Raw genomic sequence first — 13,609 nt, 5'->3', positions numbered from 1 at the left:
ATAATATTTAGATTTTGAGCTGTTTTTTGGGCGCAGCGGTGTTTTTTCGGTTTAAAAATTCCAGCACCCGGGTATTGATGATTTCGGCCTGGTCGATGGTCAGGAAATGCCCGGCATCGGTGATGGTATTGGTTTCTACCGTTGGAATGAGCCTTTGTGCCCTTGCAATTCCGGTAGCGGAGTTCACGATGTCATGATCGCCAATTAACACTAAAGTCGGACAGGTAATTTGCCCTAATTCGGCATCGGAAAAAGGTGTCATCTGTATGAAACTGGTATTGCTTTTACTGTATTTATTAGCTAAGTAAAACTGCTCTTTATAGATCGGATTGATCCGGTCCGGATACAAAGAAAAGGCATGTAGTGTTTTCTCCAATTTGTTACGGTTGGGGAAAAATTTTAGCAGCAAGGCGGGAATGGCTTTGTTTTTTTGATCAATCATTTCAAAGGTTTGGGCCGGGCTCAGCAATACCAATTTTTGAATCGGGCTATCCGGCTGCATGGCAAGATAGGACGCATAGTAACCACCGCGGGAAGCGGCAACAATATCGATATGTTCCAGATGGTAATGCCGGAATATTTCCCGGTACCAACTGGCAATTTCTTCTTTGTTCAGCGACTCACCACAGGAGATCGATTTTCCCGGTTCCATAAGGAAATCAATGGCATACACACGGTATTTTGACGCAAATGCACGGATATTGGGAAACCACATCGTGGAACTGGCATCCATGCCGTGTAAAAGCACCAGCGGTTGCCCATTTTCGGGACCGGCGATAATTACGTGGGCTGTGCCATAACTGGTGATAATATCGTCTTCCTGAAAAGGAACCTGCCAGAGCTGCAGTGCCGCATCATAGGACTGGAGATAAGCGGAGCGCTCTTTTTGGTTCTTGAACACATAATCGTCTATTTTCTTTTCAGAAGCCGGTTGGGTTCCTTTGCAGCTGTTCAGAAAGAGTAGTATAAATAAGGGGAAAAATAATTTTTGCATAGGCCTGTTTTGCAGTTAGGGTCAAAGGAAAATTTAGTTTTTTTGCTGTACAAGAACATGGTATTCCCAGGGTTTAAAAGAAAGGGTATCATTTCCTTTTAACAGATAGGTTTCTTCGGAGAATAGCTCGGTATAATTTCCTTTTTGGTATTCTGAATTTAAAACAACGGTTACAGGATTTTTGCTGTAATTGACCAGTGTGATCACGCGATCGGAATTCTTTTCCCGGGAAAAGGAAAGTACCTGTTGGGGCTTATCATTAAAAATCCGGATCATTTCACCGCCATACTTTCCGTTCCATAAAGCCTGGTTGGTATGTTTCAGTGTAAAAAGCCGGGTGTATATATGAGCGAATGGATGGTCTTTCCATTGAATGGAATCTTTCTCAAAGCGAGCGAGCGAGCGGTTCATGCCGGCTTCCTGCCCGCTGTATACGAGTGGCATACCGTTTACCGTCGCGGCCAGCACAATCGAGGCTTCCAGTCCTTTGCCGAAATTGGTGTACGGGGTGCCTTCCCAGGAGTTTTTGTCGTGATTGTCGGTAAAGGTCATCCGGTAGCCGTTTTTTGGAAATGAATTCACATCATGTGCGAGGTATTCTATCAGGCCATTCATGTTTTCGCCTTTGGTGGTCACGGCGTGCATGCGGTTCCACAGGCTCCAGGAATAGGTCATGTCAAATGCTTTTTTGTGCAGGTCACGGGATTCCCATTCGGCCAGCAGGAATACAGGTTTGATTTTGTCCAGTTCTGAGCGGGTATTTTCCCAGAAATCAATCGGGACGAAACCAGCAACATCACAGCGGAAGCCATCAATATTTGTTTTATCGACCCAGAATTTCATCGCATCGGTCATGTACTGCCGGAGTCCGGGTTGATTATAGTCGAACTCAATACTATCTTCCCAATCGTACCAGGGGGTAGGTTCAAATTTGCCATCGGGCGATTTGCTGTACCATTCGGGATGGCGGCTGACGAGTTCATTGTCCCAGGAAGAATGGTTGGCCACCCAGTCGATGATCAGGTACATGCCCATTTCATGGGCTTTGTCGACTAATGCTTTAAAATCGGCCATAGTCCCCAATTCGGGATTAACGCCATAATAATCTTTGACAGCATAATAACTGCCCAAGGTGCCTTTCCTGTTTTTGATCCCAATAGGATGAATGGGCATAATCCATAAAATATCAATTCCCATAGCCTTTAAGCGGGGCAGGTGTGACTCAAAAGCTTTAAAAGTACCTTCGGGTGTGTATTGTCGGATATTCACCTCGTAGATGGTGGCATTTTTGCTCCATTCCGGGTGGGTAATCTCGACGTATTCTTTAGGTTCGTAGGGAGAAGCCTCTATTTTTTTCTGGTTTTCAATGATTTGCTTATCCGAAATGTTGTTACAGCCTGAAAGCAGCAGTAGGATTAAGGCCAGTATAGGGAGGCGTATCATCATAATTTGGGATTTTGGTAGTTATAAAGATATAAAATTCTGTTTCCCGATCACAGGATGATCACTGTCAAATGTGTTATACTTGGGTTAAAATATAAAAAAATCCGTTTTGAAATTTCAAAACGGATTTATAGTGGTAACAGTAGTTGAAAACTGTTGTTGTGGTCTTATAGGTGGATTACCTCATCATAGGCCGCTGCTGCAGCTTCCATAATCGCTTCACTCATGGTAGGGTGAGGGTGGATGGATTTGATGATTTCATGACCTGTAGTTTCTAATTTACGGGCTACTACAGCCTCAGCAATCATATCGGTTACACCGGCACCAATCATGTGGCAGCCTAACCATTCGCCGTATTTCGCGTCGAAAATAACTTTTACAAAACCGTCCGGAGTTCCGGATGCTTTGGCTTTACCAGATGCTGAGAATGGGAATTTACCAATTTTCAATTCATATCCTTTTTCACGGGCTTGTTTTTCGGTAAGGCCTACAGAAGCAATTTCAGGAGTAGCATAGGTACATCCCGGAACGTTTCCGTAATCTAATGCTTCTACATGAAGTCCGGCGATTTTCTCCACACATAAAATACCTTCAGCAGAAGCAACGTGTGCCAAAGCCTGGCCAGGAACCACATCACCGATAGCATAATAGCCCGGGATATTGGTCTGGTAGAATGTATTTACAAGGATTTTATCACGGTCTGTAGCAATGCCTACTTCTTCCAGTCCGATATTTTCGATATTGGATTTGATACCAACAGCAGAAAGTACAATGTCAGCTTCCAGGATTTCTTCTCCTTTTGCCGTTTTTACAGTAGCTTTTACTCCTGTACCAGTAGTATCGACTTTCTCTACAGAAGCATTGGTCATGATCGTGATGCCTGCTTTTTTAAGGGAACGCTCGAATTGTTTAGAGATATCTTCATCTTCTACAGGAACGATGTTTGGAAGGAATTCCACAATCGTTACTTCAGTTCCCATAGCATTGTAAAAATGAGCAAATTCAACCCCGATAGCTCCGGAGCCTACAACGATCATTTTCTTAGGCTGTTCTGCCAACGTCATTGCCTGACGGTATCCGATTACTTTTTTTCCATCCTGTGGCAGGTTTGGAAGTTCACGGGAACGTGCTCCTGTAGCAATGATAATATGGTCAGCACTGTATTCAGTTACTTTATTGTCTTTATCGGTAACATCGACTTTTTTACCTGGTTTTACTTTTCCAAAACCATCAATAACATCGATTTTATTTTTTTTCATCAGGAATTGAACTCCTTTGCTCATTCCGTCGGCAACACCTCTGGAACGTGAAATTACAGCTCCGAAATCCTTATCAAATTCCGAAATAGTAAGTCCGTAATCTGAAGCATGTTTCAGGTAATCAAAAACCTGCGCGCTTTTCAGCAATGCTTTTGTTGGGATACAACCCCAGTTCAGGCAGATTCCGCCCAGATTTTCTTTTTCGATAACCGCAACCTTAAATCCAAGCTGAGAAGCTCTGATCGCAGTAACATAGCCACCCGGACCACTTCCTAAAACAATGATATCGTATTTCATTTCTAAATTTTTAATTATTTCTATTGCTCTCGTCCACGATCTAAAAAAGCGGATTTGATTTCAGACCACGAAAATAGTTATTTATTTGGTCAGATAAAAATCTGTATACCGTTAATTTATTCTTCAGCTACAGCTAAAAACTGGGATTGATAGAGATTTCGGTAGAAACCATCGGGTAAACTTAAAAGTTCCCGGTGGGTGCCCTGTTCGACTACAAGCCCTTTGTCCATTACAATTATTTTATCGGCATTAACTACAGTAGCCAGCCTGTGGGCGATAACAATCGAAGTCCTGCCCTGGGTAATGGTTTCGGTAGCGTTCTGGATCAATTCTTCGGAGTAACTGTCGATGGATGATGTGGCTTCGTCCAGGATCAGGATGCTAGGATTGCTTACATAGGCCCGAAGGAAAGCAATAAGCTGGCGTTGCCCGGAAGACAGCATTACACCGCGTTCCTTTACATTATAGTCGTAGCCATTTGGTAAATTCATAATGAACTGGTGGATGCCGATTTTCTTTGCTGCATTCACTACATCTTCACGTGTAATGTCAGGATTGTTCAGGGTAATGTTGTTTAGGATCGTGTCGGCAAACAGGAAAACATCCTGAAGGACAACAGCGATCTGGGTGCGGAGGGACGCCAGTCGGAACTCGTCAATGTTGATGCCGTCGATACTGATTTCACCACTATTGATTTCATAAAAACGGTTCAGCAGGTTGATAATGGTTGATTTTCCGGCACCGGTTGCCCCGACAATCGCAATGGTTTCCCCAGCATTGACAGACAGGCTTACGCCTTTAAGCACTTCTTCTTTTTCAAGGTATCCGAAATGTACATCCTTGAATTCGATACTGCCTTTGAATTTGGGTGCTTCGCGTTTTCCGGTATCTTGTACCAGTTCATCGCTTTCGAGGATCTCAAAAACACGGTTGGCAGAAACCATACCCATTTGCATCTCATTGAATTTATCAGCGATCTGGCGTAAAGGGTTGAACAGCATACTGATCAGCATGGTGTAGGCGAATAAATCCCCGAATGTTGTAATGTTATCTCCGTTTAGGATACTCATACCGCCATACCAAACGATAAAACCGAGGGTAAGTGAAGATACGATATCGGCAATCGGGAAGAAGATGGAGTTGTATAATACGTTTTTCAACCACGCATCATTGTGCTTTTTATTGATTTCTTTGAATTTTTCATATTCGATATCTTCCCTGGAAAAAAGCTGTACGATTTTCATTCCGGTTACGCGTTCCTGTACAAAAGTATTCATGTTGGATATCTGGGTACGTACCTCTTCAAAAGCGACTTTCATTTTTTTCTGGAATACACTGGTAGCATATAATAATATTGGCATAGCCGCTAAAACGATCAATGTCAGTTTCCAGTTCATGAAGAACATAAAAATCAGGACCACCACCATTTTCATCAAGTCACTGATGATCATAAATAGTCCCTGGCTGAATATTTTGGCAATGGATTCGATATCATACACCGAACGGGTGACCAATTGGCCTACCGGGGCATTGTCGAAATACTTCATCCTGAAACTTGAGAGGTGATTGAATAATTTTACCCGGATGTCTTTTACGATGTCCTGTCCAAGCCAGTTGGCCCAGTATACAAAGTAAAACTGGGAGGCTACTTCTAAGAGTAAAACCACGCCCATGATAACAATGTATAGTAAAAGTCCTTGGGAATCTTTGGGCTCGATATAGCTATCCACTGTTTTTTTGAGCAGGTAGGGGCGTAGTGCCGCAAATATCGAAAGTGAAACCGCCCAGATGATCACGCCATTAAAGCGCCATTGGTACGGTTTGGTAAACTTCATTATCTTTTTAAAAATATCGCTTTTTATTGCTTTCATTTTGGGGTATTAGTTTAAATACGGATAGACGATTTTGGTCAGGTACAATCCGTGTGCGGGGACTGAAAATCCCGCATTATTTCTGTTTTTACGCTCGATGATGGTATTGAAATCCTCCAGCGTGATTTTGTGTAGCCCTACATTGACCAGTGTGCCTACAATGGCCCGGACCATATTCCGTAAAAAACGGTCTGCCGATATGGTGAAAACCATTTTGTTGCCCTGTCGCTCCCAATGCGCCTCAAAAATGGTGCAGTTGAAGGTATTGACATCTGTATTGACCTTCGAGAAACACTGAAAATCCGTATGCTGAAAAAGCAATTGGGAAGCGGCATTCATGGCGTCAATATCCAGTGTTTTATGATAATACCAACTGTTCTCGTTTTCAAACACATCTTTATGGGTATGCATGTGGTATTCATAGGTTCTGCGGGTGGCATCAAACCGGGCATGCGCACTGTCGTGTACCGGAATGATCTCAAATAGTGCAATGTCTTTAGGCAGGTAATTGTTGAGTTTGTGTACCCATAAATCCCCTTCCATAGGGTGCTCCATATCAAAATGGGCGTACATTTCCCTGGCATGCACTCCCGAATCGGTCCTTCCGGCGCCCATGATCTCAATAGATTGCCCCAGCAAAACAGTTAGTGCTTTACCCAGGGTTTCCTGTACAGAACTGGCATTGGGCTGAATTTGCCAACCGTGGTAGTTTTTACCGTTATAGGCGAATCTGATAAAATATCTCAAACGTGAAGTGCTTTTTGTTTTGCAAAGATAGTTAAATCGGTAATTTGTTCATTAGATAATTCGATAATGAGTTGTTAACTTTGTATAAAATCAGATTCCCATAACGTTAGAAAAATAAACCTTGAAAAAAATCCTTTTACTTTCCGATACACACAGTTATATTGATGCTACCATTTTGAAATATGTCAACCAGGCTGACGAAGTATGGCATGCCGGCGATATTGGGGATTTGGTGGTGACAGATACATTAAAAAAGCTGAAACCGCTTCGTGCTGTGTATGGTAATATTGATGATGATGAAGCCCGTATGGAATTTCCGCTGAACAACCGTTTTGTCTGTGAAGGGGTGACGGTATTGATCACGCACATCGGGGGATATCCCGGGAAATACAATCCTGCTATCCGTAAAGAAATACAGGACAATCCTCCGCAGTTATTTATCTGTGGGCATTCGCATATTTTAAAAGTCATGCATGACAAGCAGTTCAATCTGCTGCACATGAATCCCGGTGCTGCGGGCAAACACGGTTTCCATCAGGTACGAACCATGCTACGATTTGTAGTGTCCGAAGGTAAGATCAGTGATTTGGAAGTGATTGAAATGGAGAAAAGGATATAAGGGCTGGGTAAGAATAAAGCATAAAAAAACCTGAATGTATTTCAATTCAGGTTTTTTCCGCGCACTAATAAACTAAGTTAAAAGGTTTATCTCAACCGATCCACAGATTTTACGAGATCTTCATCCTTCTTGATGGCTTTGTTAGCAAGAGCTAAAAAAACGATAGAAACAATAGGGAGGAACATCCCAATACCTTTCTCAGAAACCGAAGTTTCTCCAGATAAATTTAGGGAACGATACACAAATAATCCTAGTAAAATTAAGTTTGATATGATATTCAATCTGCCGATAACAAATTGCGTTTGTCTTTTCTTGTAAGAAGTGATACTGAAAACAGTCAGGGTAGTACTCAATCCGAATAATACAACATAAGCCATGTTTTTCATGAAGAAGTAATCTTTCCCGGAAACGTCTGCCCATAATGGGAATACGAAAGGAAGAATCCCTGTGGTAATGAAAGCTATTAGCAGATATATAGTCTGTATTCTCTGGATCATTTCGTTTTATTTGCTGCACAAAAATATATTTTCTTTTTTAAAAATACTATTGATTGATAAAATTAATTCGTATTATTGCATAACAATTCCGTAAGTACTTCATAATACGGGATTTTCAAAGTCAACAAAAACACTACCCATCTACACACGCTGTTAAAATAATTAAATTCAAGTTATATACATGTTTGATATTTCTGTATTAAAAGAAATGAAGTTGTCTGAACTTCAGGAAATAGCTAAGAATGCTAAAATAAATAAGTTTAGAGGATTAAAAAAGGAAGAATTGGTCTACCAGATCCTGGATCGCCAGGCTGCAAATCCGGAGGTTATAGCTCCAGAAGCGGCAGCACAGCCGGAGGCAAAATCCAAAAGAAGCCGTATTTTACCCGCTAAAAAAATAGTCCCTAAAGCAGAAAAAACAACTCTTTTCAATTCGGAACCTATTTTTACAGAAAAAGTAGAGCCTGTAGCTGAAGAAACTCCCGAAGTAGCTGCTCCTGTAGCAGAAGCTCCTGTTTCACAGAAGCCGGTAGTTTCAAAAAATCCAGCCGAAAAGAAAGTTATCAAGTTTAAGAAAGATAACAATAACAATACTGTAGTAGACCGCAACGCTCCTGTTGCCGATACAACATCCAAAGCCCCAAGCCAGCCGAATGCTGCAGATACTGCAGAAGCTCCGGTGGCAAAACCGGCTAATCCGAATCAAAAACATCCCCACCCGAAACAAAATCCCAACCAAAACCAGAATCCGAATCAAAACCAAAATTCCAACCAGAATCAGGCTAACGGAAACCAGGCTAATGGGAATCAGGCAAACGGGAATGTAAATCCGGCACAAAACAAAAATAAAAAACAAAATTTCAGAGATTCTGATTTTGAGTTTGACGGTATCATCGAAAGCGAAGGTGTATTGGAAATGATGCCTGATGGTTATGGTTTCCTTCGTTCTTCTGATTATAATTATCTGGGTTCCCCGGATGATATTTACCTTTCCAATTCGCAAATTCGTTTGTTCGGATTAAAAACTGGAGATACGGTAAAAGGTGTGGTACGTCCTCCGAAAGAAGGAGAGAAATACTTCCCATTGGTCAGAGTCCTTAAAATTAACGGACATGATCCACAGGTCGTTCGCGATCGGATCTCTTTTGAGCACCTGACGCCTGTTTTTCCAACAGAGAAATTTAATCTTGCCGGCAAACAGAGTTCTATTTCAACGCGTATCATCGATTTGTTTTCCCCGATTGGAAAAGGACAAAGAGGGATGATCGTGGCACAGCCTAAGACCGGTAAAACCATGTTGTTGAAAGATATTGCCAATGCTATTGCGGCCAATCACCCTGAAGTATACCTTATTGTATTGCTGATCGATGAACGTCCTGAAGAGGTAACGGATATGCAGCGTAACGTAAGAGGTGAAGTTATCGCTTCGACCTTTGACCGTGAGCCACAGGAACACGTTAAGATTGCTAATATCGTACTTGAAAAAGCAAAAAGATTAGTAGAGTGTGGGCATGATGTGGTAATCCTTTTGGATTCTATCACGCGTTTGGCCCGTGCTTATAACACCGTGCAACCGGCTTCCGGAAAAGTATTAAGTGGTGGTGTGGATGCAAATGCATTACAAAAACCAAAACGTTTCTTCGGAGCTGCCCGTAATGTTGAAAATGGTGGTTCTTTGAGTATTATTGCTACTGCACTGACAGAAACTGGTTCTAAAATGGACGAGGTGATCTTTGAAGAATTTAAAGGTACCGGTAACATGGAACTTCAATTGGATCGTAAGATTGCCAACAAACGTATTTTTCCTGCTGTGGATCTTACATCTTCCAGTACACGTCGTGATGACCTGCTATTGGATGAAAAAACAATACAGCGTATGTGGATCATGCGTAAATACCTGGCAGATATGAATCCTGTGGAAGCGATGGATTTTATCAACGACCGATTTAAGAAAACGAGAAATAATGAAGAGTTCCTGATTTCGATGAACGATTAAGGACAATCATACTGCATATAAAAAGCCCGCAATTTCAAAAATTGCGGGCTTTTTTATGTGCTACTCTAAACGAGTTTGTTTTATTCTTTACGTTCCAGTTGTGCCATATAGAATCCATCAAATCCGGATTCTGACGCCAGCACTTTGGTTTCTTTGATGAAAGTGAATTGTTTTCCAATTTCCGTATCCAGAAAACGTTTGATCTGCTCCTGGTTTTCAGAAGGCAGGATCGAACAGGTAGCGTACACTAACTTTCCGCCTGGTTTTACAATCTTGGAATAACTTTCTAAAACTTCCGCCTGTATTTTTCGGATGTTATCAATGAATTCCGGTTGCAGTTTCCATTTTGCATCAGGATTACGTTTTAAAACCCCTAAACCGCTACATGGTGCATCAATCAGGACTCTGTCTGCTTTTTCATGCAGTTTCTTAATCACCTTGGTACTATCGATAATTCGGTATTCGATATTAAAGGCACCGTTTCTTTTGGCTCTTAATTTTAGCTGTTTCAGTTTACTTTCGTAAAGATCCATTGCGATCAATTGCCCTTTGTTTTCCATTAAGGAAGCCAGGTGTAGGGTTTTACCACCAGCTCCGGCACAGGTATCTACTACCCGCATTCCAGGTGCTACATCAAGATAGGCTGCAACAAGCTGTGAAGAGGCGTCCTGTACTTCAAAGAATCCTTCCTTGAAAGCATCAGTCATAAATACATTTGCCCGTTCTTTAAGTACTAATGCATCCGGCTGCTCTTTTAGGAAGTCTGTTTCAATATTCAGGTCCATTAGTAACGCACGAAGTTGCTCGCGTGTTGTTTTTAGGGTATTGACGCGCAGTATTACTTTAGCCTGCTTGTTTTGTGCTGCTATTTCTTTGGTCCACAGGTCTTCGCCTAATTCTTTTATTCCCAGTTCATCCATCCAATCTGGAATAGATTCCCTGTATTTACGTGTTTTTGAAAACTCATCAAAACGGCCTTTGATTTTTCGTTCCGGAGTGCCTTCCAGTTGTCTCCAGTCTGGGATTGGATAACCTCTTAAAACGGCCCATACGGCAAAAATACGCCAGATATCATCTCTGTTAAAAGGCTCTTTTACTTCTGCAATTTCCATGTACAGGCGCTTCCAGCGTACCACTTCATAAATCGTTTCTGCGACGAATTTCCGGTCGCTGCTTCCCCAGCGTTTGTCTTTTTTTAATGCTCTTGCTACCACCTTGTCAGCATATTCACTTTCGTTAAATATGGCGTTCAGTGAGTCTATAGTGGTGTACACTAAATTTCTGTGTAATCTCATTTTTTGTAATTGAGGTGCAAAGATATTGTTTTTTTGTTGTTTTACAGCGTAATTCCCATAGGACCGCTATAAAAGAAGCATAAAAAAATAGTAAAAGCGCAGTATTGGCTATTTTTGTAAAATCAAACAGCAGTCCATTGGAAAATACATTACGAAAAATAAAATCCCTCTATCCCCTAAGCGATGTTTCGCTCAAAGCATTGATAGGGATTATGCAGCAGAGAAATCTGCCGAAAGGCGAAATCATCTTAAAAGCAAATAAAGTGGAAGAGTCTGTTTTTTTTATTGAAAAAGGGATCGCCCGCGCCTATTGTGACCTCCCTGATAACGAACTGACATTCTGGTTTGGTGAAGAAGGGGATTATATTATATCCGCCCGAAGCTTAATCAACCGATTGCCCGGTTATGAGACCATAGAATTGATGGAAGACTGCATCTTATATGAAATCAATGCCGATGAAATGATTGCATTATTTGAATCCAATATCGAACTGGCGAACTGGAGCAGGAAGCTGGCAGAATATGAATTGCTGAAGCTGGAAGAACGTTTTATCTACCGGCAGTTCAAAACGGCTAAAGAAATCTATATGGAGTTACTCACCAATTCTCCTTCCTTGTTACAACGGGTGCAATTGCGTTATATCGCGTCCTATTTGGGAATCAGCCAGGTGACGCTGAGCAGGATCAGGGCAGAAATAAAATAAGGATATTATTTAACATTTGTAAAATGGGGTAGGAAATCGATGTTCTAATTTTGTAGTACTTAAAAAATATGTATTATGAACTGGATTTACCTGATTATTGCAGGAATTTTAGAAATTGGTTTTACAACCAGTATGAAACTGTCGAATAACTTTACCAACCTTAAATGGACGATTATTTTTATTATTTGTATCGTGATGAGTTTTTATTTTGTGAATAAAGCCTGCCTTACCCTTCCGTTGGGTACTGCTTATGCGGTATGGACCGGGATAGGAGCGGTGGGAACTGTTTTGGTAGGGATTTTTTACTTTAATGAACCGGCAAACTTTTGGCGTGTATTCTTTATCGCGACACTCATTATGTCCATACTCGGACTGAAATTTTTAGGAGAGCAAAGTGCTTAAAACAAAAAAACACTGTCGGAAGACAGTGTTTTTTATACTCAAAACCTTTTATATATATTATCGTCCTCCACTGGATCTTCCTGAACCAGCATTTGATGGAGCCGCAGATCGGGTATTGTTTGCCGGTGCTGCAGAACGTGCCGGAGCCGGAGCTGGTGCTGCACTTCTAACACTTTGACTTCTGTTATTGGATGGAGCCGGTGCACTTACTGGAGCCGTGTTACGGGGTGTTGTATTTACCGAACGGGTAGGCTGTGTTGGCGTCGTATTCATTCTCACAGCATTTGTTGCCGGAGTGGTTCTGCTTGGCGTATTTGTTCTCACATTCGTGGTTGCCGGTGTCGTACTTCTGTTTGGCGTATTAGGCTGTGCAGTAGTATTTCCTCTTGTTCCTGTGGTAGTATTTCGAGTACCCTGACCTTGTGTCCTGTTATTTGATGTATTCGAAGGCCTTACATTTGTATTTGGTATAGTCCCTCCATTTCGAACCGAATTATCCCTATTGGTACGTGTGGCATTATTGCTGTTGCTGCGACGGTTTTCTACCAATTGCTGCCTGTTGGTTGCATTAGTATTTCTACGGGAGAAAGATTGGTCCGGGTGCTGTCTTTCGTAGTAGTTGGAACGGGAAGAACGGTATATGGATTCAGCCCTGTTACTTCTACGGGTCGTTACGTAATTGTAATGGTTGTTATTGTTAATATGAATGTGGACATTATTCCTGTATCGGTAAACCGGATAAGGGTTCCAATAGCTAAAATAAGTTGGGTAATATCCCCAAGACCATGGGGAAGCATAATAATTATAGTTACTGGCCCAGAAAACATTATAAATTACAGGTGGTCTCACATATACCGGTTCGTAGATATAATTTTGCCCATACATATAAACGTCTCCAACTACCTGAACCTGGACATTATTATTTCGGTCTCTCTCCACTTCAATAGTAGCGACATCCTGATACATGTCACGGCCCAAAACAGATTGAATCACAATAACATGTGTATTGCCTTCCCCGGTTTCGATTACTCTTAGGTAATCAACCTGGTTATCTCCATTAAGGTCAAGATTTGAAATCTGAAGGCTTGGGTCATTAAGGCGTTGTTCAAAATCGGCTAAATCCCTGGAGTCACCAAAAATAGAGGCAACTGCCTGTAAGTCGAGGTTATCACTGATGTCGCCGTTATTGGCGCGTACGGTTGTACGGTCTTGCGCTTCGATAGTGCTTCCGAAAAGGAGAGCAAAAATGGCTATGGTAAAGATTTTAATTTTCATATACGATACTATTAAGGTCAGTACTAATTGTTGTTTTTTTAGGCCTTGTTATATGCTTATTCCAATACCGTGCCAAGAATTTAAGTTGTAACAAAAGGAGTTGTATTTCCGGCATAATTTTCAGCTCAAATTCCCGTATCCTTTCTGTATTCTTTTCTTGGAAAAAATAACCTATTAGCTCCTTTTAGAAGGAAAACAGGCTGTCATAGA

General features: G+C 41.5%; 12 protein-coding genes. 4 read left to right on the top strand and 8 right to left on the bottom strand.

Annotation, left to right across the window (positions count from 1 at the left end; genetic code table 11):
* Positions 1–7 precede the first annotated feature (7 nt).
* From FK004_RS16005 to truA, 5 genes are all read right to left on the bottom strand, one after another.
* Positions 8–994 (bottom strand): alpha/beta fold hydrolase, encoded by a 987-nt coding sequence (locus FK004_RS16005; protein ID WP_108738158.1) that lies wholly within the window; start codon positions 992–994, stop codon positions 8–10.
* A gap of 33 nt (positions 995–1,027) precedes the next feature.
* Complete coding sequence (locus tag FK004_RS16000; protein WP_227871624.1) at positions 1,028–2,440, bottom strand: alpha-amylase family glycosyl hydrolase; 1,413 nt, start codon at positions 2,438–2,440, stop codon at positions 1,028–1,030.
* Positions 2,441–2,604: 164 nt separating this feature from the next.
* The gene (gene lpdA / locus FK004_RS15995) at positions 2,605–3,993 is read right to left on the bottom strand and encodes a dihydrolipoyl dehydrogenase (protein WP_108738157.1); all 1,389 of its coding nucleotides are present in this window, start codon (positions 3,991–3,993) and stop codon (positions 2,605–2,607) included.
* 116 nt (positions 3,994–4,109) lie between these two features.
* Positions 4,110–5,864, bottom strand: coding sequence for an ABC transporter ATP-binding protein (locus FK004_RS15990; protein ID WP_108738156.1), 1,755 nt, complete (start codon positions 5,862–5,864; stop codon positions 4,110–4,112).
* Positions 5,865–5,873: 9 nt separating this feature from the next.
* Positions 5,874–6,611: a tRNA pseudouridine(38-40) synthase TruA gene (gene truA, locus FK004_RS15985; protein WP_108738155.1), complete on the bottom strand. Its 738-nt coding sequence runs from the start codon at positions 6,609–6,611 to the stop codon at positions 5,874–5,876.
* A 121-nt stretch (positions 6,612–6,732) separates the two neighbouring features.
* Here truA and FK004_RS15980 point away from each other — a divergent pair, with 121 nt between their 5' ends.
* Entirely contained in the window at positions 6,733–7,230 is a 498-nt protein-coding gene (locus FK004_RS15980) for a metallophosphoesterase family protein (protein ID WP_108738154.1), read from the top strand.
* An 86-nt stretch (positions 7,231–7,316) separates the two neighbouring features.
* Here FK004_RS15980 and FK004_RS15975 read toward each other — a convergent pair whose 3' ends face one another.
* Complete coding sequence (locus FK004_RS15975; RefSeq protein ID WP_108738153.1) at positions 7,317–7,727, bottom strand: DUF4293 domain-containing protein; 411 nt, start codon at positions 7,725–7,727, stop codon at positions 7,317–7,319.
* A 181-nt stretch (positions 7,728–7,908) separates the two neighbouring features.
* Between FK004_RS15975 and rho the strand changes: the two genes are divergently transcribed.
* The gene (gene rho / locus FK004_RS15970) at positions 7,909–9,723 is read left to right on the top strand and encodes a transcription termination factor Rho (protein WP_108738152.1); all 1,815 of its coding nucleotides are present in this window, start codon (positions 7,909–7,911) and stop codon (positions 9,721–9,723) included.
* Between the two features lie 80 nt (positions 9,724–9,803).
* On the opposite strand, the gene FK004_RS15965 is transcribed toward rho, so the two are convergent.
* Entirely contained in the window at positions 9,804–11,018 is a 1,215-nt protein-coding gene (locus FK004_RS15965; RefSeq protein WP_108738151.1) for an RsmB/NOP family class I SAM-dependent RNA methyltransferase, read from the bottom strand.
* Positions 11,019–11,155: 137 nt separating this feature from the next.
* Between FK004_RS15965 and FK004_RS15960 the strand changes: the two genes are divergently transcribed.
* Complete coding sequence (locus tag FK004_RS15960; protein WP_108738879.1) at positions 11,156–11,722, top strand: Crp/Fnr family transcriptional regulator; 567 nt, start codon at positions 11,156–11,158, stop codon at positions 11,720–11,722.
* A 75-nt stretch (positions 11,723–11,797) separates the two neighbouring features.
* Complete coding sequence (locus FK004_RS15955) at positions 11,798–12,124, top strand: DMT family transporter (RefSeq protein WP_108738150.1); 327 nt, start codon at positions 11,798–11,800, stop codon at positions 12,122–12,124.
* 57 nt (positions 12,125–12,181) lie between these two features.
* Here the strand turns inward: FK004_RS15955 and FK004_RS15950 are convergent, their stop codons facing one another.
* Positions 12,182–13,399, bottom strand: a complete 1,218-nt coding sequence (locus tag FK004_RS15950) for a hypothetical protein (protein WP_193844343.1) — start codon at positions 13,397–13,399, stop codon at positions 12,182–12,184.
* Positions 13,400–13,609 lie beyond the last annotated feature (210 nt).

The sequence above is a fragment of the Flavobacterium kingsejongi genome (genome assembly GCF_003076475.1).
Lineage (GTDB): Bacteria > Bacteroidota > Bacteroidia > Flavobacteriales > Flavobacteriaceae > Flavobacterium > Flavobacterium kingsejongi.
Note: the sequence above shows the minus strand (reverse complement) of the source record. Positions and strands in the feature narration are given on the sequence as shown.